Origin of the sequence: Streptomyces sp. NBC_01454 (assembly GCF_036227565.1) — a bacterium.
GTDB lineage: Bacteria > Actinomycetota > Actinomycetes > Streptomycetales > Streptomycetaceae > Streptomyces.
In genome coordinates, this window is the sequence record NZ_CP109460.1 from 4,431,408 (window position 1) to 4,457,474 (window position 26,067).

Annotated in this window: 21 protein-coding genes and 1 riboswitch; of the genes, 9 read left to right on the top strand and 12 right to left on the bottom strand. The window is 69.1% G+C overall.

Annotation, left to right across the window (positions count from 1 at the left end):
- Positions 1-100: 100 nt before the first annotated feature.
- The 4 genes from OIU81_RS19645 to OIU81_RS19660 form a co-directional block, all read right to left on the bottom strand.
- Positions 101-1,483 (bottom strand): helix-turn-helix domain-containing protein, encoded by a 1,383-nt coding sequence (locus tag OIU81_RS19645; RefSeq protein ID WP_329149666.1) that lies wholly within the window; start codon positions 1,481-1,483, stop codon positions 101-103.
- 196 nt (positions 1,484-1,679) lie between these two features.
- Positions 1,680-2,099: an arsenate reductase ArsC gene (locus OIU81_RS19650; RefSeq protein WP_329149668.1), complete on the bottom strand. Its 420-nt coding sequence runs from the start codon at positions 2,097-2,099 to the stop codon at positions 1,680-1,682.
- The gene (gene arsB / locus OIU81_RS19655; RefSeq protein ID WP_329149670.1) at positions 2,092-3,183 is read right to left on the bottom strand and encodes an ACR3 family arsenite efflux transporter; all 1,092 of its coding nucleotides are present in this window, start codon (positions 3,181-3,183) and stop codon (positions 2,092-2,094) included. The genes OIU81_RS19650 and arsB overlap by 8 nt, the downstream gene beginning before the upstream one ends.
- Positions 3,180-3,587 carry an ArsR/SmtB family transcription factor gene (locus tag OIU81_RS19660; protein WP_329149672.1) on the bottom strand — a complete coding sequence of 136 codons (408 nt, stop codon included), beginning with the start codon at positions 3,585-3,587 and terminating at the stop codon, positions 3,180-3,182. Before OIU81_RS19660 ends, arsB begins: the two co-directional genes overlap by 4 nt.
- Positions 3,588-3,665: 78 nt before the next feature.
- Here OIU81_RS19660 and OIU81_RS19665 point away from each other — a divergent pair, with 78 nt between their 5' ends.
- Both OIU81_RS19665 and OIU81_RS19670 read left to right on the top strand, forming a co-directional pair.
- A complete protein-coding gene (locus OIU81_RS19665; RefSeq protein ID WP_328742404.1) occupies positions 3,666-4,142 on the top strand; it encodes an ArsI/CadI family heavy metal resistance metalloenzyme in 477 nt (158 codons plus the stop codon).
- Between the two features lie 1,411 nt (positions 4,143-5,553).
- Entirely contained in the window at positions 5,554-6,684 is a 1,131-nt protein-coding gene (locus tag OIU81_RS19670; RefSeq protein WP_443074153.1) for a PP2C family protein-serine/threonine phosphatase, read from the top strand.
- Positions 6,685-6,768: 84 nt separating this feature from the next.
- Here OIU81_RS19670 and OIU81_RS19675 read toward each other — a convergent pair whose 3' ends face one another.
- On the bottom strand, positions 6,769-8,013 hold the full coding sequence (locus tag OIU81_RS19675; protein WP_329149676.1) for a DUF2332 family protein: 1,245 nt from the start codon (positions 8,011-8,013) through the stop codon (positions 6,769-6,771).
- A 291-nt stretch (positions 8,014-8,304) separates the two neighbouring features.
- A riboswitch (cyclic di-AMP (ydaO/yuaA leader) is annotated at positions 8,305-8,451 on the top strand.
- 11 nt (positions 8,452-8,462) lie between these two features.
- Here OIU81_RS19675 and OIU81_RS19680 point away from each other — a divergent pair.
- Positions 8,463-9,578: a M23 family metallopeptidase gene (locus OIU81_RS19680; protein WP_329149679.1), complete on the top strand. Its 1,116-nt coding sequence runs from the start codon at positions 8,463-8,465 to the stop codon at positions 9,576-9,578.
- Between the two features lie 100 nt (positions 9,579-9,678).
- Positions 9,679-10,635: an aldo/keto reductase gene (locus OIU81_RS19685; protein ID WP_329149680.1), complete on the top strand. Its 957-nt coding sequence runs from the start codon at positions 9,679-9,681 to the stop codon at positions 10,633-10,635.
- Positions 10,636-10,702: 67 nt separating this feature from the next.
- Here OIU81_RS19685 and OIU81_RS19690 read toward each other — a convergent pair whose 3' ends face one another.
- Positions 10,703-11,008: a hypothetical protein gene (locus tag OIU81_RS19690; protein WP_329149682.1), complete on the bottom strand. Its 306-nt coding sequence runs from the start codon at positions 11,006-11,008 to the stop codon at positions 10,703-10,705.
- A 342-nt stretch (positions 11,009-11,350) separates the two neighbouring features.
- On the opposite strand from OIU81_RS19690, the gene OIU81_RS19695 reads away from it, so the two are divergent.
- Genes OIU81_RS19695 through OIU81_RS19715 form a run of 5 tightly spaced genes read left to right on the top strand, consistent with a single transcriptional unit; the run spans position 11,351 to position 18,582 of the window.
- Complete coding sequence (locus OIU81_RS19695) at positions 11,351-13,930, top strand: Z1 domain-containing protein (protein ID WP_329149684.1); 2,580 nt, start codon at positions 11,351-11,353, stop codon at positions 13,928-13,930.
- Positions 13,927-14,943, top strand: coding sequence for a PD-(D/E)XK motif protein (locus OIU81_RS19700; RefSeq protein WP_329149687.1), 1,017 nt, complete (start codon positions 13,927-13,929; stop codon positions 14,941-14,943). The genes OIU81_RS19695 and OIU81_RS19700 overlap by 4 nt, the downstream gene beginning before the upstream one ends.
- Positions 14,940-16,880: a hypothetical protein gene (locus tag OIU81_RS19705; protein ID WP_329149690.1), complete on the top strand. Its 1,941-nt coding sequence runs from the start codon at positions 14,940-14,942 to the stop codon at positions 16,878-16,880. The genes OIU81_RS19700 and OIU81_RS19705 overlap by 4 nt, the downstream gene beginning before the upstream one ends.
- A 59-nt stretch (positions 16,881-16,939) precedes the next feature.
- Positions 16,940-17,773, top strand: coding sequence for a hypothetical protein (locus tag OIU81_RS19710; protein ID WP_329149692.1), 834 nt, complete (start codon positions 16,940-16,942; stop codon positions 17,771-17,773).
- Positions 17,773-18,582, top strand: coding sequence for a DUF6339 family protein (locus OIU81_RS19715; protein WP_329149694.1), 810 nt, complete (start codon positions 17,773-17,775; stop codon positions 18,580-18,582). Before OIU81_RS19710 ends, OIU81_RS19715 begins: the two co-directional genes overlap by 1 nt.
- A gap of 17 nt (positions 18,583-18,599) precedes the next feature.
- Here OIU81_RS19715 and OIU81_RS19720 read toward each other — a convergent pair whose 3' ends face one another.
- From OIU81_RS19720 to OIU81_RS19745, 6 genes are all read right to left on the bottom strand, one after another.
- A complete protein-coding gene (locus OIU81_RS19720) occupies positions 18,600-19,922 on the bottom strand; it encodes a DNA cytosine methyltransferase (RefSeq protein ID WP_329149695.1) in 1,323 nt (440 codons plus the stop codon).
- A gap of 111 nt (positions 19,923-20,033) precedes the next feature.
- Positions 20,034-20,420, bottom strand: coding sequence for a very short patch repair endonuclease (locus OIU81_RS19725; RefSeq protein WP_329149697.1), 387 nt, complete (start codon positions 20,418-20,420; stop codon positions 20,034-20,036).
- 70 nt (positions 20,421-20,490) lie between these two features.
- Positions 20,491-21,801, bottom strand: coding sequence for a PrsW family intramembrane metalloprotease (locus OIU81_RS19730; protein ID WP_329149699.1), 1,311 nt, complete (start codon positions 21,799-21,801; stop codon positions 20,491-20,493).
- A gap of 28 nt (positions 21,802-21,829) precedes the next feature.
- Positions 21,830-22,693 carry a tRNA (guanosine(46)-N7)-methyltransferase TrmB gene (gene trmB / locus OIU81_RS19735; RefSeq protein ID WP_329149700.1) on the bottom strand — a complete coding sequence of 288 codons (864 nt, stop codon included), beginning with the start codon at positions 22,691-22,693 and terminating at the stop codon, positions 21,830-21,832.
- A gap of 123 nt (positions 22,694-22,816) precedes the next feature.
- Positions 22,817-24,028: an L-2-hydroxyglutarate oxidase gene (gene lhgO / locus OIU81_RS19740; RefSeq protein ID WP_329149705.1), complete on the bottom strand. Its 1,212-nt coding sequence runs from the start codon at positions 24,026-24,028 to the stop codon at positions 22,817-22,819.
- A 146-nt stretch (positions 24,029-24,174) separates the two neighbouring features.
- Positions 24,175-25,623, bottom strand: coding sequence for a hypothetical protein (locus OIU81_RS19745; RefSeq protein WP_018092687.1), 1,449 nt, complete (start codon positions 25,621-25,623; stop codon positions 24,175-24,177).
- Positions 25,624-26,067: the final 444 nt, after the last annotated feature.

Consider the following 26,067-nt stretch of genomic DNA (forward strand, 5'->3'; position numbering starts at 1 on the left):
CGGCCGTACACGGCCCTTGGCGGCTGAGTACGAGTCAACCGCCGGAGCAACAGGCAGATCCGCAACCGGGTTGCGAGGTAGTAATCCCTTTGCGGGTGGGTCAGTTGACGGCCACGCCCGCGCGGCCGGCGAACGCCCGGACGCCAGGGAGGGTCTGGTCATGCCGGAGCAGGCCGCTGGCCAGGTTCTTGACCGACCCGCGCCGGATCTCCTGTGGTGCGGCCCGTTCGGCCGCCAGCAGAGCCCGGTGGCACTGCTCGGGCTTGCCCCACTGGTCGAAGCACCGGGCCACGTCAGTGAAGAAGCGCCCCTGCCGTTCGGCGGTCGGCAGGGCCGCGGGGTTGATGGTCTTGGCCAGGTCGATCGCCTGGCCGGCGTCACCGAGCAGGTAGTGGACGGAAAGCTGGTGCAGCAGCACTTGCTGGGTACCGGTGTCCGTGCGGGCCTCGGGGCTCGTCCGGCCGATTTCGGCGGCTTCGGCGGCCTCGCCGATCAGCGCGTGCGCGGTGGGCCGATCGCCCATCTTGGCCGCCGTGTACGCGGCAGTGGCCAGAAGCGAGACACTCGCGGCCAGCCGGGCGGTCTCGGGAGTGCCGCGATCCCCCCGCACGTCCTGCGCGGCCCTGACGGCGATATCAGTGGCGCGGGCGAGGTGACCTTGGCGGCGCCACGCACTGGACACCATCCGGTGCGCCTCGGCGGTCGTGAGGGCATCGCCGCCGATCCGCGCAGAGGTCAGCGCACGGTCCGCAGTGATCGCCACCAGCCCGTCCTCGCCGACCTTGATGCACAGCCGAGTGGCGATGTTGTAGAGGTCGGCGACGGCGGTGGCCGACAGCTCCGCCGGTTCCAGGCCCTGAGCTTGCGCGATCCTGCCGGGCAGGTTCCGGGCCAGCGTGTCGTAGCGGGCGGCTCGGAATTCCTCTCGGGACGCCTTCACTTCGGCAGCGACGCCGCGCGGTGACACCTCTCCGCGCTTCGGCACGGTGGCAGTGCCGTAGAGCAGGTGATCTTCCAGGGGCGCGAGGGTGCTGGCCTCGGCTGGAGAGGCACCGGCCAAGGGGGTGGTGAAGACAACCGCCGCAGCGGCCAGAAGTTCGCGGCGTCGCACGGGGTCGTCCCCCTCCTCTGGACCAAGATTGCGATCAACCCTAGCGGAGGCGGGCCGACGCCGAGTCGATACCGGCGTTGGCCCGGGCGGCGCAGCGGCGAGGAGGGCGGACAGCGAAATGCCTAAGACATCGGAGATCTGACGGAGCGTATCCAGGCTGTTGACCGGGATGACGTCCCGTTCGACCTGAGACACCCAGCTCTCCGACCGGTCGATCATCGCAGCCAGGTCCCGCTGCGGCCATCCTTTGCGCCTGCGCGCCTTGGCGATCGTCTTACCGAGTGTGAGTTCACTTCCCGCCACTGGGCACGCCCCCGAGGTCCCGTATCCGCATCGCGTGAGCACGCAACGGTACTGGTGCAAGGGGCTCATCTGTAGAGGACCGGGCAGCGAGAGTAGGCCAACTATCGGCTGGCCCACATCCCGCTGCTACGGGGTGCACCGATGTCGCACCCTGTACGCCACGTGATGCCGGGGCATCGCGCCGGACCCGTCCGCCAGAGGCGCTAGCTCTAGCTCCACTGTCCCAGCGCATTGGCGGCTCGGCACCGGCGACGAGGCAGCAAGCTCACACCGGCCCCTGATCGGCGATCTCGTCGATCAGTCCGCGAATCCGCCGCTCGATGTCGTCGCGGATCGGCCGCACGGCCTCGACGCCCTGCCCAGCGGGATCGGGCAACTGCCAGTCGAGGTACCGCTTACCGGGGAAGACGGGGCAGGTGTCGCCGCAGCCCATCGTGATGACGACGTCGGACGCCTGCACCGCCTCGGCGGTGAGCACCTTGGGCACCTCGGCCGAGACATCGATGCCAGCCTCGGCCATTGCCGCGATGACGGCCGGGTTCACGGCGTCGGCGGGGGCGGACCCGGCGGACCGCACCTGGACGCGGTCACCCGCGAGGTGCGTGAGGAACGCGGCGGCCATCTGCGAGCGGCCGGCGTTGTGGACGCAGACGAACAGCACGGAGGGCAGGGCAGCATCAGGCACGGGCAGGGCCTTCCTCGGGCAGCGGTTCGGCGATGGTGAAGTAGCGCCGTGCGTACAGCGCGACGTAGACGAGGCCGATCAGCACGGGTACTTCGATAAGCGGGCCGACCACGCCCGCGAGGGCCTGTCCGGAGGTGGCGCCGAACGTCGCGATGGCTACCGCGATGGCCAGCTCGAAGTTGTTGCCGGCGGCCGTGAACGCGAGCGTCGTCGCACGGGAGTAGTTGAGTCCGACGGATCGTCCAAGTGCCATGGAGCCCGCCCACATCAGGGCGAAGTACACGAGCAGCGGCAGCGCGATACGGGCGACGTCGAGCGGTTGCGAGGTGATCGCATCGCCTTGCAGCGCGAAGAGAATGACGATCGTGAACAGCAGCCCGTACAGGGCAAACGGGCCGATTCGCGGAATCAGCTTCGCCTCGTACCAAGCGCGCCCCTTGGCCTTCTCGCCGATCCGGCGCGTCAGGTACCCGGCCGCGAGCGGGATGCCGAGGAAGATCAGCACGCTGCGGGCGATCTCCCACACGGACACATCGAGGCCGGACCGCTCAAGGCCGAGCCACCCAGGCAGCACGGACAGGTAGAACCACCCGAGGGCCGAGAACGCGATCACCTGGAACACCGAGTTCAGCGCCACCAGGACAGCGGCGGCCTCGCGGTCGCCACAGGCCAGGTCGTTCCAGATGATCACCATGGCGATGCAGCGCGCCAGCCCCACGATGATCAGGCCCGTGCGGTACTCGGGCAGGTCCGGCAGGAACACCCACGCCAGCGCGAACATGAGCGCCGGGCCGACGATCCAGTTCAGCAGCAGCGAGGGCAACAACAGCCGACGGTCACGGGTGACAGTGTCGAGCCGGTCGTAGCGCACCTTCGCGAGAACCGGGTACATCATCACCAGCAGGCCGAGCGCGATGGGCAGCGATACGCCGGTCACGGTGACCTTGGCGAGGGCGTCCCCAAGGCCGGGTACGACGCGGCCGAGACCGAGACCGAGAGCCATCGCGGCGAGGATCCAGACGGCGAGGTACCGGTCGAGGAACGACAGGCGGCCGGCGACGGCCTGCTCGGGCACGGCGCTCACAAGGCAGCCCCGGCGGCCTCGACCGAGGCGGGCAGGGGCTCGCCGGCGGGGCGCGTCAGGATGCCCGCGAGGCGGTCCGTCATCTCGGGCAGCAGCCAGTAGTAGACCCACGTGCCACGCCGCTCACAGTCGATGAGGCCGGCCTGCCGGAGCAGCTTGAGGTGATGCGAGATCGTCGGCTGCGACAGGTCGAACGCAGGGGTGAGGTCGCAGACGCAGACCTCGCCTCCGGCACGCGAGGCGATCATCGACAACAGACGCAGCCGCACCGGATCGCCCAGCGCCTTGAACACCTTCGCCAGCTCTTCGGCCTGCCCCTCGTCGAGGGGAGCTGTCAGCAGCCCCGGGCAGCACGCACCTGCCTCATCGGCCTGACCGAGCACAACAAGCTCTTGTTTCGACATGCTTCTATGTTGACGTTTTTCAATCCAAGGCGCAAGCTTGCATCGAAAGACATCAATGTAAGCCGATGGGAGACCGCCATGTCCCGCGCACAGCTCGCCCTTCGCGTCAGCGACCTCGAAGCGTCGATCACCTTCTACTCGAAGCTGTTCGGCACCGAACCGGCCAAGCGACGCGACGGCTACGCCAACTTCGCCCTCACCGAACCGCCACTCAAGCTCGTACTGATCGAGGGCGTGCCCGGCCAGGAGACCCGCCTCGACCACCTCGGAGTAGAGGTCGAGTCCACGGACCAGGTGACGGCCGCCACGACCCGGCTCAAGGACGCCGGCCTCGCCACGTTCGAGGAGAACGACACCTCGTGCTGCTACGCCCTGCAGGACAAGGTGTGGGTACACGGCCCCGGCAAGGAGCCGTGGGAGGTCTACGTCGTCAAGGCCGACGCCGACACCCTCGGCAAGAGCGACGATCCGTCCGCAGGCACCGGCAGTGACGCCTGCTGCGCGAGCAAGCCGGTCGACGCGAACTCTGTCGCGGGTTGCGGCTGCGGAAGCTGACGCCCGCCCCTTGCCCCCCAGCAAAATCTGTGGCCAGGGGACACCCCGGACGAGAAGGACCCGGCAGGACGATGCGGAGTCCCCTGGCTCGTTGCGCCGGCCTTGCATGCGTAACCCTGTTGGCACGGCGGGCTTTTGGGCGCCATCCTTCCTCACCGACCAGCGTCCAGAGCACTGCACGACAAGCGCCACGAATGTCCGTGCCCCATCCGTGCCCTTCAGGCCGGTCAACAGCGGTCACGCGGGGCACCATCGGACGACGGCGCTAGGCAGCATTTCTGCAGGTCAGGGCCGGATGACTGCTCCAAGCCCCGTTGATTCCCAAGCTCAGGGCACAGGATAGGTCCGCGTCGCGTGGCCAAAGCTGCTTGGCAACCAGTCATTACGGGGGCGGCAGAGGGTTCCGGAGGCACACGACGCAATCGCCGGACTGGGGCTGAGGAAGGTGGGATGGTGATCCGACTTCACCAGCTCTCGTCTCACGGGTCTTGGGTGAGGAGCCGGGCATCCGACTGGAGAGGACGACAGGCCGTGACGGAACAGCGCTGCGATCGCTGTGATCTCATCATCGGGGCGGGGTGCGCCTGCCCGTCCGAGGGTGTGGCTCCTCGCATTGTTGGCGGCCAAGCACCGAAACAGGCCAGCCGCCACGGGCAGCCGCCCCACGCCATCATCGTGTCGCCTGCGGGGAACGCCCACCTGCCCGGCTGCAACCACCTCTCCGACAGCGAAATCGCTGGGCCGAAGTTCGGCTGGGTGGCTGGCCCCGATCCCGATGCCTGGTCCCGCATATCGGAGTCGCAGCCGCTGCGAGCCACCGAGGGCAACGCCGGGCGAGTGGCGACCCGTCGCTGCCTGACTTGCGATACCTACGCGTAAGACGCTGCGCCGAATGCCTGGTCAGCCGTCCGCCATGCGTGAGCGATGCGTGAGCGGACGGCGTGACACAGGCCGGTCCGGCGCTGGACCTGGCGTCAGCTGTAGGTGCCGTGACCAGGGAGAACCGGACTCCGGTGGACTACCTGGGACCCTGGGTCCCCGGTTCGTCGGGTCTTTTAATCCATTGGTTCAGGGTTCGAGCCCCTGATGGCCCACCAGAAACGGACGGGAGAGCCGTCCGCGGCGCCCACCGGCGCCCCGAGGGCCCGGGCCGGAGACGGTCCGGGCCCTTCGTCGTATGCCGCTCTCGCCCGCGGTCCCAAGTGGCCCTGACGCACGTGATCCTGGGGGCGCGCCGGCCTCGGTGCGGGCGCCCGGAGACGTCCATGGCACCCGGCCCCCGGCGGATGACCCGTCCGGCCCCCGGCGATTCGCCGCCCGGTCCCGTACCGGCAACCCTGGGGACGGCGGACGGCGGGACGGCGGCGTGGGTGCCCGCGTGGACGGGCGGCAGGGGAAGGGGCCGGTGCGGATGCGCGACGGTGCGGCGCCCCCCGAGGGCGGCGGGGAGCGGCGGGCCCCGGTGTCCCCGGCTGTCCGCCGCCTGGTGGGCCGCATCCCGGTTCTGCTGATCATCGGCGGCCTGGCCTTCGGCATGGCGGCGCCACCCGGCTGCACCGCCGCCCCCTTCTTCGCCGCCGCCCCGCCGGCCGCCGCGCCGCTGTCCTCGCTGCGGACCACCGCGCTGACGGCCCTGGCCGCCACGCTCGGCGAGATCTGGACCGTCCTCTACCGCGGCGCCGCACAGACCCGCGGGGCCGCGGTGACGGAGATCGTCCTGGTCCTCGCCGTTTCCCTGCTCGCGCCGGCCATCAACCGGGTGGTGCGGGCCGGCGGTGGCCACCCGGCAGCCGTGCAGGAGGCCGCGGCCGCCCAGCGCGCCGTCCTGCCCATGCCGCCCGCACGGCTCGCCGGGTTCGCCGTCGCCGCCCGCTACCGGGGTGCGCGAGCGGCCTCCGGGACCGGCGGCGACCTCTACGCGGCGCAGGACACCCCGCACGGCGTACGGCTGATCGTCGGCGACGTACGGGGCAAGGGCCTGCCGGCGGTGGCGTCCGCGATGACCGTCCTCGGCGCGTTCCGTGAGGCCGCGGATCAGGAGACCACCCTGGAGGCGGTGGCGGCGCGGCTGGAGCGGGCGCTGGAACGGGAGCGCGAGCGGTGCGACGGCCCCGACCGGTCCGAGGACTTCGCCACCGCCCTCCTGGCCGAGCTGCCCGCCGGCGAGCCGTCCGTCCTGCGGGTGCTCAACCGCGGCCACCCCGCCCCGCTGCTGCTCGCCCCGGACGGCGGGCTGCGCGAGCTGCTTCCGGCGGAGCCGGGGCTCCCGCTGGGGATGAGCGGGGTGGGCAGCCGGCCCGGCCGGCCGGACGAGACGTTCTTCCCGGCCGGTGCCCTGCTGCTCTGCTTCACCGACGGGGTGACCGCGGCCCGTGATCTGTTCGGCCGCAGCTACCACCCGCCGGGCAGACTGCGCGGCGGCCGCTTCCCGGGCCCGGACGTCCTCCTGGACACCCTCATCGAGGACGTCACCCGGCACACGGGCGGCGAACCGGCCGACGATGTGGCCCTGCTGGCGGTGCAGCGGCCGATGGGAGAGTAGGAGCGGGAGTAAGGAGCGAGGAGTAGGGAGCGGGGAGTAGGGGTGCGCCCGTGCGGGACGTGGTCGGCGGGGCCGGGCCGGGGCTCAGGTTCCGGGTGCGTCTGCTGGGTTTGCTGTGTTGGCTGGGTTGGCCGTGTTGGCCGTGTCTGCCGGGGCCGGCAGTCGGTGCAGGCTCCGGCCGTGCGGACCGGTGAGGGCGACCGGGCGTTCGTCCAGGGCGAGGGTGAGCCGGGCGTCCGGCCGGTCCGGGTGGGGCGAGCGGTGCGCGGGCGGGGTGATCCACGGCAGGACGGCGTGCGGCTCGTGGGAGATCCAGTGCCCGCCGCCGGGACGGCCGTCGAGCAGCGACCGGACGAGCCGCGCGAACTCCTCGCGGCGGGCGGGCGGAAGCGAGCCCAGCGCCTCGCTGTGGAAGATGACCAGGGTGGCCTCGGGCGGCGCCTCGGCGGCGAGCGCGGGCAGGTCGCCGACCAGATCGCCGCGCACCATCCGCGGCCGCGGCGCCGTCCGCACCGCCTCGACGGCCGCCGACAGCCGCGCCGCCCGCTCTCCGTCGCCCGGCCAGACGAGCGCCTGCAGCCAGCGCAGGTCCTCCGGCTCCGACACCGGGTCGAGCGGATCGGAGGTGATGCCCGCCCGCCAGACGATCCGGGGCAGCCGGCCGGCCAGCTCCTGGGCCGGCCAGTCCGTACGGCATCCGAACACCGCCGGACTCTCCGGCGCCCCGGCCTCGGTACGGGGGCCCGCACGGCCGTGTCCCAGCCCGTTCCCCGGCTCGTCCTCCGGCCCGTCCCCCGGCCCGTCCTTCGCGCCGTCCGCGAACGGGGCGTGCGCGAACGGGGCGTGCGCGTAGCGGTAGCGATAGCGGTCGGGGTGCAGGCCCAGCCCCGCGGTCGTCCCGGCCTCCAGCAGTGCCAGCGGCTGCGGCAGGGTGGCGAGCAGCGGCAGCAGTGCGGCGCAGTGGGCCGGTTCGTCGGTCCGGGGGGTGCGCCGCATGATGACCGCGCGCACCTCGTCCCAGTGCCGGACCGTCCACTCGCGCCACCGTTCGTACGCGGCCGCACCGCGCGGGCCCAGATCGGCGTGCGGTCCGTCGAGGTGGCGGACGGCGGCGAGCAGCAGGGCCGGCTGCTGCTTCTCGCCGGCGGGCAGCGCCCCCGACAACAGCGCGCAGAACTCCTCGTCCTGGCCGATCCGCGCGCTCAACTCCTCGTGCGCCTCGGACCGCCCCCGCGCCCGGTGCCAGGAGAACTCCCGGTACCGCTCCGCCACTGCCCATGCGCCACCGGCGCCCCCGACATGACCGGTGTTCCCGGCGTTGACGACCATGATCCGACGCTACTGCTCTCACGTTCCGTAACTGAGGGCCACCCCTCCGCATAACAACTGACGCACAATCACCGCGAGATCGTTTAGCGCCGGGTGGGCGACTCGCCCGGTTGCCACCCCGATGAGCCGCAAAGTCCCTGCCCCGGCTCGTGTGCCGGCCGTATCGATTCGTGGGAAGGCTTGGAATTCGGATGCGATCTCTATTACTGTCCGATAACGCAGCGCGGTCGTCCCAGCCGCCGCAAGAGGCGGCACCGTGCGCTGACGCCGAATCCCGCACGCGCTTTTCACGCACCCCCAGCACCTCGAACTGCACCAAGGGAACCGGGGAACCACTTCCTTGGGGTGAATCGGACGCCCTCCGCCAGCGGGCGCCCGTAGGAGACCTTCCTGCTCCGAACCCGTCAGCTAACCCGGTAGGCGAGAAGGAAGGAAAGGAGTGCGCCTCCGTGGCGTCCAACAGGCCTGCCCCCGAGGGTTCGTCCGCCTTTGAGCCCGATGACCGAGGTGCCTTCCGGGGCCCCGGTGATCCGGACGGAAACGGCGACGGTCCGTGGGAGGAATGGAATCCCACCGAGGAATCCGTCCGTTCCGTCCGCGGTAAGCACCGGGTGGCCAAGCAGCGTGCCGGCGGCCTCGCCCGCGGCGGCACGGTCCTGGGTGTCGGAGTGATCGCCGCGGTCGGCGCGAGCGGAATGGCCTCGGCCGAGGACCGCCCGCCGCTTCCGATCTCGATGCCCGACCTCGGCGGAATGGCCGACGACCTCTCCGGCGCCCTCCCGGACGCCGCGTCCCTCCCCGGCGTCGGCGGCCTCATATCCGACGCGGACGCGGACGCCGGCACGGCCTCCGGTTCCACGGATGCCGCCTCCGGTCCCCTCACCCAGGCCACCCGCACGGGCGCGGACGACGGCGGCGCGGGCCCCGGCGAGGCGCTGCGCAGCCGGATCCTCCAGCAGGCCGACGTGCAGCAGGGCGCCGGTGAGCAGGAGGCCCGCGACACCGCCGAACACACCGCCCTCCAGCGGGCCGAGCAGGAAGCCACCGCCCACCAGCAGTCGGCCGAGAAGGCCACCGCCGCCAAGAAGGCAGCCGAGATGGAGGCCAAGCGCCAGGCCGAAGAAGCGGCCCGTCAGAAGGCGGAGGCCGCGCGCCTCGCCAAGCTGGCCCAGAGCTTTACCGCCCCCGTCGCCTCCTTCACCCTGACCGCCGGCTTCGGCGAGGCCGGCGACCGCTGGGCCGCGGACCACACCGGTCAGGACTTCGCCGCACCGTCCGGCACGCCCGTCAAGGCGATCCACTCCGGCACCATCACCCAGGCCGGCTGGGCCGGTGCGTACGGCTACCGCCTCGTCCTCACCCTCGACGACGGCACCGAACTCTGGTTCTGCCATCTGTCCTCGATGGTGAAGACCTCCGGCAAGGTCGGCACCGGCGAGGTCATCGCCCGCGTCGGCGCCACCGGCAATGTCACCGGCCCCCATCTCCACCTGGAGGTGCGCCCCGGCGGCGGCGACCCGATCGACCCGATGCCGTGGCTGCGGGACCACGGAATCAAGGTGTAACGCCCCTGCGGGAAACCGCTGTTGGGCGCGGAGCCGCGAGATGCGGCGTGGGCGGCCGGACCCAGGAATAACTTCCGTCCCGCCGACGCTGCACCTTCGCATGACCACGACTCAAGGCCCCCGCACCCCCAAGTCCCTCGGCTCGCTCTCCGTCTCCCCGCTCTCCCTGGGCGGCAATGTCTTCGGCTGGACGGCCGACGAAGCCGAGTCCTTCGCCGTGCTCGACGCGTATGTGGCCGGCGGCGGCAACTTCATCGACACCGCCGACGTCTACTCGGCGTGGGTCCCGGGCAACAAGGGCGGCGAGTCCGAGACCGTCATCGGCAACTGGCTGGCCTCGCGCGGCAACCGCGCCGACGTCGTCATCGCCACCAAGGTCGGCGCCCACCCGGACCTCAAGGGTCTGTCCGCCGCGACGATCAAGTCCGCGGTCGACGACTCCCTGACCCGCCTGCGCACGGACTACATCGACCTCTACTACACCCACTACGACGACGAATCGGTCGAGGTCGGGGAGTTCCTCACGGCCCTCGACGACCTCGTCCGGGCCGGCAAGGTCCGTGAGATCGCCGCCTCCAACATCTCGGCGCCGCGCCTGGCGGAGTCCCTGGCCTTCTCCGCCCGCGAGGGCCTGGCCCGCTACGTCGCCCTCCAGCCGCACTACAACCTGGTCTCCCGCGACACCTACGAGGGCGACCTCGCCGACGTGGCCGCCCGCAACAACGTGGCGGCGGTGCCGTACTACGCCCTCGCCTCCGGCTTCCTGACCGGCAAGTACCGCCCGGGCACCACGACCGACAGCGCTCGCTCCGGTGCCGCCGCCAAGCATCTGACCACCGACCGCGGCCTCCGCGTCCTGCAGGCCCTCGACACCGTCGCCACCGCCCACGAGGCCGAAGTCGCCACCGTCGCCCTGGCCTGGCTCGCCGCCCGGCCCACCGTCGCGGCCCCGATCGCCAGCGCCCGCACGGTGGATCAGCTGCCGGCGTTGCTGGCGGTGGCAGATCTGACGCTCAGCGACGCCGAACTCACCTTGCTGAACGAGGCTTCGGCCTGAGCCAGGGGAACAACCACGGGCGGGGCCGGAACACGGGGCCGGCCCCGTGTTCCGCCGACCCCGGCCCTCACCCCTGCCGGCGGTCCACCACTGCCCACGACGCGGCGGCCATCCCACCCGCCACCGCGCACACCGAAGGCCACGCCCCGATCTTCTTCGCCAGCGGATGCGACCCGGCAAACGCCGCCACATAGGCCCCGCCCAACGCCACCGCCGTCGCATTCCCGGCCTTCTGCTGCCACCCCTTGGCCGCCACGGCCCCGGCCGCCAACAACGCCACTCCCCCAAGGGGCCGCTTCTTGGTCCAGCGGGCCACGGCGTAGCCGCCGAGCAGGCCGGTTGCGGCGATCACGCCTGTCGGTACGCGGGTCATGGGGAACCTCCACATCAGGGACAAGCCGTCGTAGAGCCTACGTCGGGGAGCCGCACACCGACCGGAGCACCCGCAGGGGCGATTTCAAGCCGGCCAACTATGGCGAAATCGCCATGATTTCCCGTGAATACCCATGTGCTTCAGCCGAAATTCCGAGATGGGGCACCCACTGTTTCGCGACCGGTGGCAATGCCTCCGCCCAGTGGCCGAGAATCGTGGCGTGGGCGGGGGCACCCCTTGTTCGGCTCGAGCGTCACTTGTGTGACGCGTGCGCTCGGAACACCGGCATCCCGGCCCGCGACGGGTCCGGTCCAGGGTGAGGCGAAGACGGTGGAAGATCTCGTGAGTGATGAAATCGAGCGCATGTACGAAGTTTTCAGGGATCTGCTCGACACCGGCACGCCTGAGGAATCCGTAAAGAAACTGGAAGTCCTGCAGATCGGTCAGGACGCCATTCAAAAGATCATCGAGATGCACGAGCAGCGGACCATCCGGATAAGGGAAATGGAAGAGCCGCGCTCCGTGGTTCTGGACAACCGTGACACCTGGTACACGGGCCCTCGTCCGCGGGACAAGTGCTGGCCGGCGATGGTGGATCAGTTGTGCCAGGACAGCGGGTGGTCGCTTGATTCTCCTTCGCTCGCGAGTCTGGATTCTTCGTCGACACGCATCGTGTCGCTCCTCAGCCATCCGCGTGAGAAGAAGTTCTCCACTCGCGGGCTCGTGGTCGGTTATGTGCAGTCCGGGAAAACCACGAATTTCACCGCCGTCATGTCCAAGGCTGCAGACCGCGGATACAAGTTGTTCATTGTCCTGTCGGGCATCCATAACGGTTTGCGGCGCCAGACGCAAGCCAGGCTCGTCAAGCAACTGGTCCAGGCAAACCCCACCAGGTGGTCGCAGCTCACCGGTCTCGACAAGGACTTCACGCCAGGTGACAATGCCGCCTCATACTTCGGAAGAAGTAACCGCACCCATGTGCTGTGTGTGGTCAAAAAGAATGCCACCGTGCTTCGAAAGCTTTCCGAGTGGCTGGGCTCCGCCTCCGAATACCTCCAGGACTGCCCGGCGCTGGTGATCGACGACGAGGCGGATCAAGCAACCGTCGCCACGAAGTCGATCAACCCGCTCATCCGAGAAATCTTGGACCGGCTGCCCAAGTCGGCGTACGTCGGCTACACCGCTTCCCCTTTCGCCAACCTTCTCATCGACCCGTCCGCGGAGAACGATCTCTACCCTGAGCACTTCATCGTCAATCTGCCGAGTCCCGAGGGGCACGGGTACTTCGGGACCGAGGTGCTCTTCGGTCGGTACGCTCTCGACGGGGAGGACCCGGCCGAGGTCGATGACGGATACGACATGATCCGTCAGGTGCCTGATGAGGATGTCGCGCGCGTCCGACCGTTGAAACGTGCCGATGTCGAAGGCTTCGCTCCCGAGATCACGGAAACGCTGCGGGACGCGCTCCGCTATTTCTGGCTTTGTGCAGCTGCACGGCGCGTCCGAGGAACGGGAAATCCGCACAACACGATGCTCATCCACACGAGCGTGAACACCACGGTTCACAACAGCTTTCATGCTCCGCTGGACTTCGAGAGGAAAAGTCTCGCGGGACAGCTGGGCGAGGCGAGTGTCATCGAAGAACTGCGCCGGCTCTGGGTTGCGGAGACGGAGAGGGTGCCCGCCGGTGCGTTTGCCGAATCCCCCGTGAGCTTCAGTGACGTACTTGCCGTCCTGCCGGATGTGCTCGACGATTGTCGAATCATCATGGACAACTCCAGCAGTGAGGACCGGCTGGACTACGAGAACGGTCCGGTCGTGGCGATCGCCGTAGGCGGTAACACTCTCTCCCGTGGCCTGACACTGGAAGGCTTGACAGTCAGCTATTTCGTACGTGCGGTCTCCGCTTACGACACGCTGCTGCAGATGGGACGCTGGTTCGGCTTCCGGACGGGATACGCCGACCTTCCTCGCATCTGGATGACAGGGGAGCTGCAGGGGTGGTTCCGCCATCTGGCCACTGTCGAGGCCGAGATGCGTCGTGACATCGACGTCTACATGACCGAGGACAAGACCCCGCTGACGTTTGCCGTCAGGCTGCGTACCCATCCTGCGCTGCGGGTCACGGCGGCCGCAAAGATGAAGAGTGCGGTGTACGCCGCGTCGGCGTTCGGCGGCCAACGTGTTCAGACACGCTACTTCCACACCGATGCCGAGTGGCTGAAGCGGAACCAATCCGCAGCCAGGAACTTGGTCGCCAAGGCCTTGCGCGCAGCGGCACAGCAGGAACGCCGGCCCGAGGACGGCCGCTTCCTGTTGCGTGACGTGCCGCACGATCACGTACTCGACTTCCTTGCCGACTACCGGTTCCATGAGAAGTCGCAAGAGTGCGATGCGGAGTTGCTGAGCGGTTACATCCAAAAGCGAACCGCTGTCGGCTCCCTGCGTACGTGGAATCTCGCCATCGTCGGCAACCCCGTCGGAAGCACGGAGGAGAACTTCGAGTTCGCGCCGGGTATGGCCGTGCGTCGCATCACGCGCGCGAAGATCGACACCACGGACTCTCCCGCCGGGTTCGCCGATATCAAGACGCTGATGAGCCGTAAGGATGCCGCTCTCGATCTCCAGGGCGACACGACGAAGCTGAGCGAGGAGGAGATCAAGGCGGAGCGCAGGCGCCAACTGCCGGACACCGGACTCGTTGTGCTCTACCCGATCGACAAGGTCTCCGAGCCGGTGCCGGCGAAGGCGACGCGTCGCGCCCTGAACGCCGAGGAGCACGTCATCGGCGTCGGCCTCGTCTTCCCTCGACCGTCGGGCGACGACAGCACCGTCGAATGGAACTACATCTCTGCCGATCTGTCCGGTGTGAACCTCGAGGTGGAGGACTTCAGCCTCGTGGAGGGCGAGGCCGCAGGGTGAACAGCGAGTGGAGAAATCGCCTCGATCGCCATTGGACCGCATTGGAGGCATCCGTTCCGTCGCACGAGAGGGCTCTGCGGGTTGCCGAGCTGGCGGTCGACACGAATGAAGGGGCCTTGGCGGTAGCTGTTGATCATCATGGTCACCGCCATCTCCTGGTGCCCGTGCGTGCTCATCAGAAGATTCGGGGTGGCTTCAACGGGCCTGTGCTGGAACTGCGCAAACACCCTCTTGAGGACAACGGCGACTATCAGGACTACGTGAATCTGGGATGCCTCCGCCGCGAAGTGAATGATGTCTTCACATCCCTGTGCGCGGACATTGTGGCGGCCGCAGGAGCCCTGCCCAGCAATCCCGTCAGAGCGCTCCATCACGTCATCGACCGTTGGAGGGCTCTCTTTCAGACCGGTGGTGCGTTGCTGGGGCCGGAGCAGATGGCGGGGCTCTTCGGGGAGCTTCTCGTCATGGAAAGGCTGCTTCTGGCGGACCCGAGCGCACATCGCCTTTGGCGAGGTCCGGGTGGACACCGGCACGACTTCGGCGCGGGCGTCCGTGCCGTCGAGGTGAAAGCCTTGACCGGTCGGCGGGGGCGGCGGATTCGCATCCACGGACTGGGGCAATTGGAGGCGCCGCAAGATGGAACGCTGTACTTGGCCTGCTTCGGGCTGGAGCGCGCCACCGGAGCGGGTATCGGCTTGGTCGAACTCATCGACCGTGTCATGCGGCTCGGCGATGACGAGAGTGCGCTGCTCACCCTGCTGGCGGCCGAGGGATACCGCTGGAGCGATGCTGAACGCTACCGAGACGTCCGGTTCGTCGTGCAGGAGGAGTGTTGGTATGACGTGGATGCCTCCTTCCCGAAGCTGACGGGTGAGTTGCTCCACGACGCCGGCGTGCCCATTCGTGTGGAGGACGTGCACTACACCGTTGACCTGTCCTCCGATTCGCCCCCCGCGCTTCATGTCGGCAGCGTCGACGATCATCTCCGCACTTTGATCGAGGAGAGTGCATGACCGGCCCGGCGTGGTACTCACAGCCCTTTCCACCGGAGGGGGCCAGCGCGGCCGAGGGCATCCGGAATCAGCTCGGCCGCCCGGAACTGGACGCGCTGACGATTCTTGTCCGGGAGTCCGCCCAGAACAGCTGGGACGCTCGGGTGCCCGGGACTTCTCTTCCTGTCGACTATCGTCTCGATCTCTATGCTGTCGGACCCGCGCACGTCGCGTCGTGGCGCGACATGCTGCTGCAAGGTGCGCCATTGACGTCACACCTGCCGTTGCGGACGTGCTTGCAACGACCGACGCTGCAGGTCATGGCGATTTCCGATCGGGGCACGAAGGGCCTCGGCGGCCCGACGCGTGCAGACACCGTGGTGACGAAGGACCACGACTTCGTATCCTTCGTCCGCAATATCGGAGAACCCCGTGACTCCGAACTCGGTGGCGGCACCTACGGATTCGGCAAGGGCATCTTCTACCTGCTCTCCGAGGCCGGAACCGTTCTGCTGCACACCCGGTGCAAAACGGCCGACGGGTTCGAAACCCGCCTGATGGGCTGTGCACTGTGGGAGAGCTACATCGCCCGTGATCCGATGGGCGAGCGTCGTTACACCGGTCGTCACTGGTGGGGTGACACTTCCGGCGAGGTGGTCGAGCCGTTGGTCGGCGAGGCTGCGGAGAGTGCTGCACACCGTCTCGGCCTCAGGCCGTTCGGCGCTGACGAGACCGGCACCACGATCGTGGTGATCGCGCCGAAGCTCGACGGCCTGGGTTCGGACGAGGCGGCGGATTACCTGGCGGACACGATCGCCTGGCACCTGTGGCCGAAGATGCTCAGCACATCATCCGGCTCACCGGCCATGCGCTTCACCGTGACCTGTAACGGCATCGAGCACCCGGTGCCCGACCCTCGTACCACTCGACCGCTCAATTTGTTCGTCGAGGCATTCGAGGCGATGAACGGCCCCGATCACAAACTCCTGCGTTGCCTCAAGCCGAAGCGGGACCTCGGACGTCTCGGCTTGATCAAGCGCTTTGCAGTCCCTGCGGAGCCCACCCGCGCGTCCCGGCTGATGGGCATCGAGGGGATGCTTCATCATGTGTGCCTGATGCGGCCGGCTGAACTCGTCGTGACCTACCATCCGGGGCCGAAACCCGCAGCCGAGCATGTTTCGTACGCCGGGGTATTCCGGGCGGACAAGGCCATGGACGACATCTATGCCAGGGCAGAGCCACCAACCCATGACGCATGGAATCCTCATTCCCTGGATACACCGGACAGTACGTTCGTGCGTTCCACCTTCCAGCGCATCAAGGAGTTGCTGGAACCGCTCTTGGGCATCGGGGGAAGCGCGCGTCAGGGATCCGCACATATCGCCTTGGGGGCGGCGAGCGGCAAGTTCGCCTCGCTGGTCGGCGGGGCTTGGGGTGTCGGTGGGGCCACCGACTTCAGCCGTCCGGGTGGGACCACTACGGGGCCGGCGCCGAACGGGCGTGACGTGACTGCCGCAGGCTCAGAGGGAAGCCACGCCGACCGATGCGACGGCACCGACTCAGGTGCAGGGAGTATCCCTCGGCAAGGGGCGGTGTCGCGTCCGCGCAACTCACCTTCCCGCCCCCGTGTGGAGTATGTCGGCGAACCGTACTGGGATGAACGGCTCGGGGCATCGGTCCTGGTCCAACCGTTCCGGCTCCCCGTCTCCGGCCCGCAGCGGGTGCACGCCCGTCTGGATGTTGCGCTGATGGGAGCCGGCAATCGTGAGACCGACCCACCGCGTGGGGCCGAGATGCCCGGTCTGGTGGGTTGGGAGAACTCCGGCAGGGAGATCTCGTCGACGCCCACGTATGTCATCGAGGGTGGGGACGGTGCGCTGTGGCGAGCGCTCGTCCGTCCGGCCCCGGACACCATGACGGAAATCGGCATCGTGGTCGAGGAGGTGAAGTTCAGTTGAGCCGACGTGCACTCCCCTATCGTCGACCCGCGAGCGAGGTTGCCGAGGCAGACGACTGGATGCTTCTGGTCGATGGCGAGGAACTCCCCCTTCCCGACGCGCTCAGCGACTGGGACTACCAGATGGATCTGGCGCTGCGGCGTATCATGCGGATCGATCCACAGCGAGCCCGAGCGGAGTCAGGCCTCCCACCGGACGCGGTGTTGGCGCTCACCGTCGTGTGGACGGCCACCGGTTCGAACCTTCGTGCTCCTGCAGACCGCATCTCTCTCGCCGGCACGGAAGTCAGGGATTGCGAACTGACCGCTCGTCTACGGGGGAGTGATCTGGGCGGCAACCTGATCGTGGACACGGCGCTGGTGCTTGCGGAAACCACGGACAGAGGCGCGCCGGCCTCCCCACGACGGGCCGGGTCGGTGTTGTGGAGTGACCGTCACTCCGTGCGCCTGCAGGGAGACGCTCCACAGTTCCCCATGGCCGTCATCGACTTCGCGCACACCTCGTTCCCGAATGACGCCGCATGGTATCTGCAGATACAGAACGATCTCCTCGGTGCCACCATGGGATCGATGCTCTTGCTGGTGAACGAAGCGAACGGCGCCACCACGACAGCGTTCCGCAATGCCGGAAAGCCACGACAGGTCGACCGAGCCATACTGGCTGCTGTTTACGCCGACGCGGCGAGGGTCATGGTTGAACACGCGCTTCGGCACTCCGATTTTATTGACGGCGCGGAGTTCCCGCCGGAGACACTCGGTCACACCCTGATGGGGCTCTTCCAACAGCTGTTCCCCGGGGCCACAATCAACGACATACAGCTCAGGTTTGAGCGTTCCGCGAGCATTTTCGCATCCGACCTTCAGGCAGCAGTCAAAATCTTCCAGGATGTTTGATGAGTTTCCTTTACCCACGACTGCTCTCCGGCCAGGCTGCCCCCTTGCACGAGCGCTATCGGCATCTCACCGTGACGGAATTGGCCGATCTGGCAGACACCGGGCACGTCTCAGCCGTCTACGTGGCCACCGGCGGAGATCGGGTACCGGAAACGAAGCTCGAAGAACTGCGTGCGCTCGTCATCTCGCTTGCCGAAGAGGCAGGTTTTCCCGGTGAGTCCGATCGTGAACGCAGGGCGCTATTCGATCGGCGGCTGGCGACCGCGGTGCATGCTTCGATGGAGCTGGCTCCCGCCGAGGCTGCCTCCGGTGACATCTGGGCCTTCATGGCTTTGGTGTTGCTGCCGGATGTCTCGTACTGGCGTTACCCAAGGCCACCAGGAGATCGTGTGCTCGGCACGGACCTGACACGCCATGTCGTGGGCCGCATGTGGTGGCGTGCGCAGTTGATCCACTCACCGGACGAGCCCGATCCCTATGCCGCAATGAGCATTCTCGGCGAGGATGCCTTCGACCGCATCTACAGCAGGCGCCGGGCGTTGGGCGGGAGCCCCTATCTGGTCAAGGCGATCCTCAAGGTGTGGGACAGCCTGGATCTCCAAGGCCTTCCCTACCGGGAAACTCTTGAGGATTTCCTCAAACGACTCTTGCGTCTCGCTCCGTTCGTTCTGTTCGAGTCTCTCGCACCGACGGCCCTCGATGGCGAACTCCGCGCGGTTGCGAAGGAAACGATGACCGCAGTCCTGGAGGCCTCGGAGGCCGGATCGCACGAGATCCGTCACAAGATCGACGTCGCCTTCGGCAGGTGAGGGGAGGTGCGGTCCGTCTACTCCCGCTCCCCGCGCAAAGCATGGTGGATGACCTTGGCGATGGCGGTGGCGAGGTCTACCGGGACCGCATTGCCGATCTGCCGGGCGATCTGCGACTTGCTGCCGAACCAGCGGAAATTTTCCGGGAACCCCTGAATAAGGGCGGCCTCGAGGTGAGTGATGGGCCGGTCCTCCTTCGGGTGCAGGTAGCGACCCTTTTCCGGCTTGAAGAACTCGGTTCTGATGGTTACCGAAGGTTTATCCCAGACGAGGCGCCCCATGACATCGCCGGAGCCTGATTGGTGATTTATCCAACTTTCCGTGGTGAGCAGCCTTCCGCCGGGCTTTGTGGCGTCCACAAGATTGTGCCGATTCCCGCCGGCCGGGATTGCTCGGTAACGGGCGAGCGAGAGGGCCGTGGGGTTCCTGCCGAAGTGCAGCTGGGATGTCCGGAAAGGTCCGGGCATCTTGTTGCGGATGCGGTCGATGAAATCCTGATCCAGTCGTCCCGTCTCCGTGATCTTCCGAGAGATGCGTACTGCGGCCGGAGTGCCGTGAGCGGTCCGGGAAGGAAGGTCTGTGCTTGTCACAGCCGGCGGGACGTTTCTGAGGCATTCCTCCAGCGTCTTCCAGAGGTCGAGCTTGTCAGCGGCTGAGTCCGACGGAGTTGCGAAGCTGAGCTGTGTGTTCTCCCCCGCCCGCGGTTCCGGGACGCGCGGCGGATCGGGACGCCGGTGCGTGGGGCGAGGGTGCTCCACCAGCGGCAGATCGGACTGTGTGCCGATGATGATCGTGCGCTTGCGTGCCTGGGCGACGCCGAAGTCTGCAGAATTGAGCAGCTGCTCGCAGATTTCGTAACCGGCCTCCTTGAACTCCTTCCGGAGGCTCTCGAATTCCTGTGAGGTGCTGAAACGGTCGACGTTCTCAATGACGAAAACCTTCGGTTCCGCTTCTTTGACCACTTTGAAGTACTGGCGCCACAGTTGATTTCGAGGGTCGTTCGGGTTCTCCTTTCCGAGGCCTGAGAATCCTTGGCATGGCGGTCCGCCGAGAATTACTTCAGCCTTTGGGATGGGCCCCTGTGCCCAGCGGGTGATGTCTCCGAGGTACACATGGTCTGTGCCCCCTGACAACTCGCCGAAATTTTCTGCATAGGTCATGGCTGCTGCGGCGTCCAGCTCGACCGCGGCCACGGGAGCGAACGCCGACGGCGTGGTCGAATCCCCTTCCCGAATGGTCGACCCGTCAAGGGCGATCCGGAGGAAACCCTGCGTCAGCCCGCCCGCCCCGCAAAAGAGGTCGATCATTCTGATGGGGCGGTCAGGGGCGTGCATGCTCATGCCGGCGAGTCTAGCCGGCGCCGCGGACAAGGGCATTGCCCTTGCCCGAGCGCGGCGTTGTCCCGAGCCGTGTCCAAACCCTTGGCCGGCGGGCGCGCCCCACTAGATCGGTCAGCGGCGGCGACGGGGCGCCGTGTCGACCGTGGCCGCCACCCGCTCTGCCACGAGCGCGGGATCCTCGTGTTCCCAGAACCGCAGTACGGTCCAGCCCTGCTCCATGAGATGTTCCGTCGTCTCGCGGTCGCGGGCGATGTTGCCGTCGAGTTTGTTGCGCCACCAGTCGGCATTGGCCTTGGGGCGTGTGGCGTGTTCAGGGCAGCCGTGCCAGAAGCAGCCATCGAGGAACACCGCGACCTTGGGCCCTGGGAAGGCGATGTCGATGGTGCGACGGGGGAACCCGGGCACGCGCCGCTGCAGTCGGTAGCGGTGGCCGGAGGCGTACAGGAGGCGCCGTACGGCCATCTCGGGGCCGGTGTCCCGGCGGGCCTGGACGCTCATTCGGGCTGAGACACCGGGGGACGAGGGAATGGCGGGCACATGGCCATTGTGACGGAGGGGCTGACGGGTGTCAGGGGCGATCCTCGGGGCACGGCGGTGCGTCGTGCGTCGCGTATCCGGCGTCCCACGCGAGGGTGAGCGCCGCCCGCCCCCACCCCTGGTAGTACCGCAGATGCTGTAGCAGGTGTTGTTCCCGGAGGGTGAAGTCCGGGGTGGGGCCCAGGAGGTGGGCGCGGCGGCGGTGGAAGGAGAGGGTGGTGGCGATGGTGGTGTATTCGGTGACGGCGCGGGCGGCGGCGGGGCCGTGGGTGCGGCGGGTCATGGTGCGGGCAAGGGCGCGGGTTCTGGGGGAGGAGAGGGCGGTGGGTTCGGTGGGGTCGAGCCAGCCGGCGGTGGCGTACGGGGCGAGGTAGCCGCGCAGGGAGAGCAGCTCCTGGTTGCGGGCCCAGACGGCCAGCCAGGTGAGGGCGATGAGCACGGGGACCATGAAGAGGCCGTAGACGGTGAGGAAGCCGGGCTCGCCGAGGGCGGAGGCGCCGTTCCAGATGGCGTGCAGCAGGACGGAGGTGAACAGGCCGAGGAGGGCGAGGGCGATGCGGGCACCGCGGCGGCGGGGGTAGCGGGTGGCGGCGATGCCGAACGCGAGGCCGGTGAGGATGGTGAAGAGGGGGTGGGCGAAGGGGGAGATGATGATGCGGAGGAAGAAGGTGCCGGCGGTGAGGGAGTCCAGGCCGGAGTGGCCCATGGACTGGTCCTCGCCGAAGGCGTTGCCCAGGTAGAGGATGTTCTCGGTGAAGGCGAAGCCGGTAGCGGTGATGCCGGCGATGACGATGCCGTCCGTGATCCCGTCGAAGTCGTGGCGGCGGAAGCGGTAGACGAGCACCACGGCGGCGGCCTTGACCAGCTCCTCGACGATCGGGGCGATGATCGTGGCGCCCCAGGCCTCGGCCTCGGAGGGGGACGCGGAGGCGATGTTGGCGGCCAGCCAGTCGGTCGCGAAGCCGTTGGCGAGGAGCGCGACCAGGGCGGCGGCGCAGGCACCCCAGGCGAAGGCGAACGCGAGGTTGCGCCAGGGCTCGGGTGCGATGCGGTCGAGCCAGCAGAACGCCGTGATCAGCAGCGGTACGGGGAACACGGCCAGGCCGAGGCCGACCAGCAGACCCTCGGTGCCGGTCTCCTGGCGCACCAGGCCGATGATGATCACGCCGGAGAGCGCGAGCATCGAGACCAGGGCGATCGCGCGCAGGGTCTGGCTGCGCCAGGGGGCGATCCGGCGCCGGGCGTGCGCGGCGGCGTGCTCGTGCGGGCCGGGTGTGCTGGTGGGGGGTGTGTACGGGGGAGGGGCGGGCGCGCGGCGCGGGGACGGCTGGGACGGGTACACCCATCGACCCTAACGAGCGGCCTTCGCCTTACGCGGCACGACGGCGGAACAGGAGGTCATGTACGACATGCCCCTTGTCCAGGCCCTGGCCCTCGAACTTGGTGAGCGGGCGGAAGTCCGGCCGCGGCGCATAGCCGGGGTGGAGGTTCTCCAGCGTCGGCTCGGCCGAGAGGACCTCCAGCATCTGCTCGGCGTACGGCTCCCAGTCGGTCGCGCAGTGGACGAGGGCACCGGGCGCGAGCCGGGTGCTGGCCAGGGCGAGGAACTCCGGCTGGATGAGGCGGCGCTTGTGGTGGCGCTTCTTCGGCCAGGGGTCGGGGAAGTAGATGCGCAGTCCGGCGAGGGAGCCGGGGGCCAGCATCTCGCGCAGCAGGATGATCGCGTCGCCGTTGGCCACCCGGATGTTGGACAGGCCGTTCCGCTCCGCGAGAGCGAGCAGATTGCCCTGGCCGGGGGTGTGGACGTCACAGGCGAGGATGCCGGTGCCCGGGTCGGCGGCGGCCATCTGTGCCGTGGCCTCGCCCATGCCGAAGCCGATCTCCAGGACGACCGGCAGCCCGTCGAAGAACGCGCCGAGGTCGATGCGGGACAGCCCGTCGATGTCCAGCCCCCAGGTGGGCCACCGCCGGCGCAGCGCATCGGCCTGGGTGGGCGAGACGCGGCTGCGACGGGGCTGGAAGGAACGGATCCGCCGCTCGTGGTGCGAGCCCGCGGGGTCGGCCGCGGGGCCGGTCCCGTCGGGGAACATGGGCGCACCGCGGCGCGGCGTGGCGGCGGAGACGGCGGTGGAGCCGAGGCTGCGGGCCTCGTCGGCGGCGGCTTCCGGAGCGTTTGCCTCCGGTGCGTGCGCGTCGGGGGCGGCGGACTCGGGGGTGGCGGAGTTCTCGGACACAGTGAGGTGATTCTACGGAGGGTGGGGGTGGGGAGGGGGCGCGGAGGGTCGTGGGGTGGGGAGCGGTCGGCCGTGGGGGCCGAGGAGCGTACGGCCGCGGGAGGGCGGTCCGAGCCCGTGGCGTCAGGTCGGTAGCGCTCCCAGGACCCGGCGGGCCACCTCACGGCCGATGGGGAGGGAGGCCGTGGCGGCGGGGGAGGGGGCATTGAGGACGTGGATCATGCCGGGCGATTCGGCGAAGAGGAAGTCGTCGACCATGGTGCCGTCGGGGAGGACGCCCTGGGCGCGGACGCCGGCCGGGGACGGGCGCAGATCCTCCTCGCGGGCGGCCGGGAGCAGGCGGCGGACCGCGTCGGTGAAGGCGCGCCGGGACAGGGAGCGGTGCAGCTCGCCGGCGCCGTAGCGCCAGTGGCGGCGGGCTATCCGCCAGGAGCCGGGGTAGGCCAGGGTGCCGGCCAGCTCGGCAGGGCGGATCGTGCGCCAGTCGTAGCCCTCGCGGGCCAGGGCGGGGACGGCGTTCGGGCCGATGTGGACGGCGCCGTCGATGCCGCGGGTCAGATGGACGCCGAGGAACGGGAAGGCCGGATCGGGGACCGGGTAGACCAGGCCCTTCACGAGGGTGGCGCGCTCCGGGGCGAGGGTGAAGTATTCACCGCGGAACGGGATGATCCGCATGCCCGGGGCGTCGCCGGCCAGCCGGGCGATCCGGTCGCAGTGCAGACCGGCGCAGTTGACCAGGGCGCGGGCGCGGTGGACCGTGCCGTCGGCCGTACGGACCGCCACCCGGCCGGGGCGGCGGCCGATGGCCGTCACCTCGGTGCCGTGGACGATCCGGGCGCCGGCGTCCTCGGCGAGCCGGGCGAACCGGCGGGCGACCGCGCCGAAGTCGCAGATGCCGGTCGTGCCGACATGGATGGCGGCCAGGCCGCGGACCTCGGGCTCGTACTCGGCTATCTGGGCGGGGCCGAGCTCGCGCACCGGCAGGCCGTGCTCGCGGCCGCGCTGGATCAGGCTGTGCAGCCGGGGCAGCTCGCTGCGGTCGGTGGCGACGATCAGCTTGCCGGTGACCTCGTGCGGAATGTCGTGCTCGGTGCAGAACTTCACCATTTCCGCCGAGCCCTGGAGGGCGTAGCGGGCCTTGAGCGAGCCGGGCGGATAGTAGATGCCGCTGTGGATGACGCCGCTGTTGCGCCCGGTCTGATGGCGGGCCGGACCGGACTCCTTCTCCAGGACCACGACGCGCATGCCGGGGGCGGCACGCGTGAGCGCGTAAGCCGTAGAGAGCCCGATGATGCCGGCACCGATCACCAGCACATCGCAGTCGTACGCCGCCACTGCACCTCCCCAACCGCATGACCGCAGGCCCGTCCGTCGCCGCGGACCCGCGCATCCTCACCGACGACGTATCCCATCATGACGGCCGGCACTGACAATGCCGATCCGGCGGCCCCCCGGCCGGTTTCCTGCGGCCCCGCCCGGACCTAAGCCGGCGCCGCCAGCAGTGGTCTCGCCCGTTCGCGCAGTTCGACCACGCGGGGCTCATCGCCGTACGGCTCCAGGCGGTGCAGCAGATCGCGGACGTACTCGGTGGTGCGGGCGGAGGAGATGCGGCCCGCCACCTCGACCGCGCGGGTGCCCGCCGCGCAGGCCGCGTCCAGGTTGCCGGACTCCAGTTCGGCCACCGCGGACACCACCAGGCGCAGCCCGTGGGAGCGGACGAATTCCTCGGTGGGGCGCGACAGGGCCTGCTCCGTGAAGCGGCGCACCTGGCGGGGCAGCCGCAGATCGCGGTAGCACTCGGCGGCGTCGGCGGCGAAGCGCTCGTACGAGTAGAAGTCCAGCCACGACGGGTCGGGGTCGCCGCCGCGGGAGCGCTCCAGCCAGCCCTCGGAGGCCTTCAGCGCCACCTCACAGGCGCGCGCCTCGCCGGCCTTGGCCTGCGCGCGCGCCTCCACCAGGCGGAAGAAGCTCATGGTGCGGGCCGTGGCCAGACCGCGGTTGCGTTCCAGGGCGGCCTGGGCGAGGTCGACGCCCTCGTCGGCGAAGCCGCGGTAGGTCGCCTGGAGGGACATCGAGGCGAGCACATAGCCGCCCAGGGGGACATCGGCGGCCGCGCGGGCGAGCCGCAGCGCCTGGATGTAGTAGCGCTGCGCGGCCTCCTGCTGGCCCGTGTCGAAGGCCATCCACCCCGCGAGCCGGGTGAGTTCGGAGGTCGCCCCGAAGAGCGCCCGGCCCACCTCGTCGCTGTACGAGGCGAGGAGCAGCGGGGCCGCGTCCACCCGCAGGCACTCCGGCACCATGGAGGAACGCCAGTCCCCGCCGCCGTACTTGGAGTCCCAGCGGCGCGCGTCCTCGGCGGCCTCCCGCAGCTTGCTGACGTCGCTGTGCCCGACGTGCTGCGGGATACCGGCGTCACCGGCCGCCGCGGCGTCCTTGTCGCGCGCCTCGGCCGCCTCCCGCGCCACCGAACTGTCCGCCGGGGATATCAGCCAGCGCGAGGCGGGGGTGGCGTACGCGCTGACGGCGAAGGATCCGGCCAGGCTCTGCCAGATGCCGCCCCCGCCGGCCCGCCGTCCGGCCAGATCCAGGCGGTACAACTCGGTCGCGGAGCGCACCGCGGCGCCCACGTCACGGGGGAACGCCAGGCCCACCTCGGGCGCCGGGTCCGCGTCGGCCAGCCCGATCTCGTGCAGCGGGACGGGCCGGCCGAGTTTGCTGCCGATCGCGGACGCGATGAGATGGGGCGCGGCGCCCTGCGGCACCATGCCCTTGGAGACCCACCGCGCCACCGACGTCTTGTCATAACGAAGCGTCAGTCCGCGCTGCGCACCGAGGTCGTTGACCCGGCGCGCCAGTCCGGCATTGCTGATCCCCGCGAGGGCGAGAACGGTGCCGAGCTTTTCGTTCGGCCCGCGTATATCCCTGGACATGCGCACCCCTCGACACAGCGACGGCCGCCCCGGTACCCCGGGGCATGCGTCCACCCAGAGTAGTTCGCCGGATCCTGACCGTTAAGGGCCGGTGTGCCGGATGGCGAGATTCGTGTTCAAACAGGGGTGCGGGAATTGGCATGTGCTCCGGGTACGTGTGCCCGTGCGCCCGTCCGTGCGCGCTGGCCGGGCCTCGCGGGGAGCGCTTCCATGGCTTCTGCGTGGGTCGGCCCGCTGCACTGGATCCAGTGGGCTGGGGGATACCGTCACCTCATTCCCCGCGGGTGACGGTCCGGTCCGGGGGGCGCAGCCCGCCTCCCGGACCGTCGCACAGGCCGCTCGCCGGCCTGCCGGGGTACCGGTTGACACCCTGCCCGAGAGTGTCAACTGTGCTGTACGGAAAGGACTTTGGCCGAAAGTCTACGGGTGGTGATTTCGCGCCGC

What these genes read in the sequence shown, in the direction of transcription:
- OIU81_RS19645 (WP_329149666.1), bottom strand. Translation starts at nt 1,483, where the DNA reads ATGAGCCCCTTGCACCAGTACCGTTGCGTGCTCACGCGATGCGGATAC.
- OIU81_RS19660 (WP_329149672.1), bottom strand. Translation starts at nt 3,587, where the DNA reads ATGTCGAAACAAGAGCTTGTTGTGCTCGGTCAGGCCGATGAGGCAGGT.
- OIU81_RS19665 (WP_328742404.1), top strand. Translation starts at nt 3,666, where the DNA reads ATGTCCCGCGCACAGCTCGCCCTTCGCGTCAGCGACCTCGAAGCGTCG.
- OIU81_RS19670 (WP_443074153.1), top strand. Translation starts at nt 5,554, where the DNA reads ATGCGCGACGGTGCGGCGCCCCCCGAGGGCGGCGGGGAGCGGCGGGCC.
- OIU81_RS19675 (WP_329149676.1), bottom strand. Translation starts at nt 8,013, where the DNA reads ATGGTCGTCAACGCCGGGAACACCGGTCATGTCGGGGGCGCCGGTGGC.
- OIU81_RS19685 (WP_329149680.1), top strand. Translation starts at nt 9,679, where the DNA reads ATGACCACGACTCAAGGCCCCCGCACCCCCAAGTCCCTCGGCTCGCTC.
- OIU81_RS19690 (WP_329149682.1), bottom strand. Translation starts at nt 11,008, where the DNA reads ATGACCCGCGTACCGACAGGCGTGATCGCCGCAACCGGCCTGCTCGGC.
- OIU81_RS19705 (WP_329149690.1), top strand. Translation starts at nt 14,940, where the DNA reads ATGACCGGCCCGGCGTGGTACTCACAGCCCTTTCCACCGGAGGGGGCC.
- OIU81_RS19710 (WP_329149692.1), top strand. Translation starts at nt 16,940, where the DNA reads ATGCTTCTGGTCGATGGCGAGGAACTCCCCCTTCCCGACGCGCTCAGC.
- OIU81_RS19715 (WP_329149694.1), top strand. Translation starts at nt 17,773, where the DNA reads ATGAGTTTCCTTTACCCACGACTGCTCTCCGGCCAGGCTGCCCCCTTG.
- OIU81_RS19720 (WP_329149695.1), bottom strand. Translation starts at nt 19,922, where the DNA reads ATGAGCATGCACGCCCCTGACCGCCCCATCAGAATGATCGACCTCTTT.
- OIU81_RS19725 (WP_329149697.1), bottom strand. Translation starts at nt 20,420, where the DNA reads ATGAGCGTCCAGGCCCGCCGGGACACCGGCCCCGAGATGGCCGTACGG.
- OIU81_RS19745 (WP_018092687.1), bottom strand. Translation starts at nt 25,623, where the DNA reads ATGTCCAGGGATATACGCGGGCCGAACGAAAAGCTCGGCACCGTTCTC.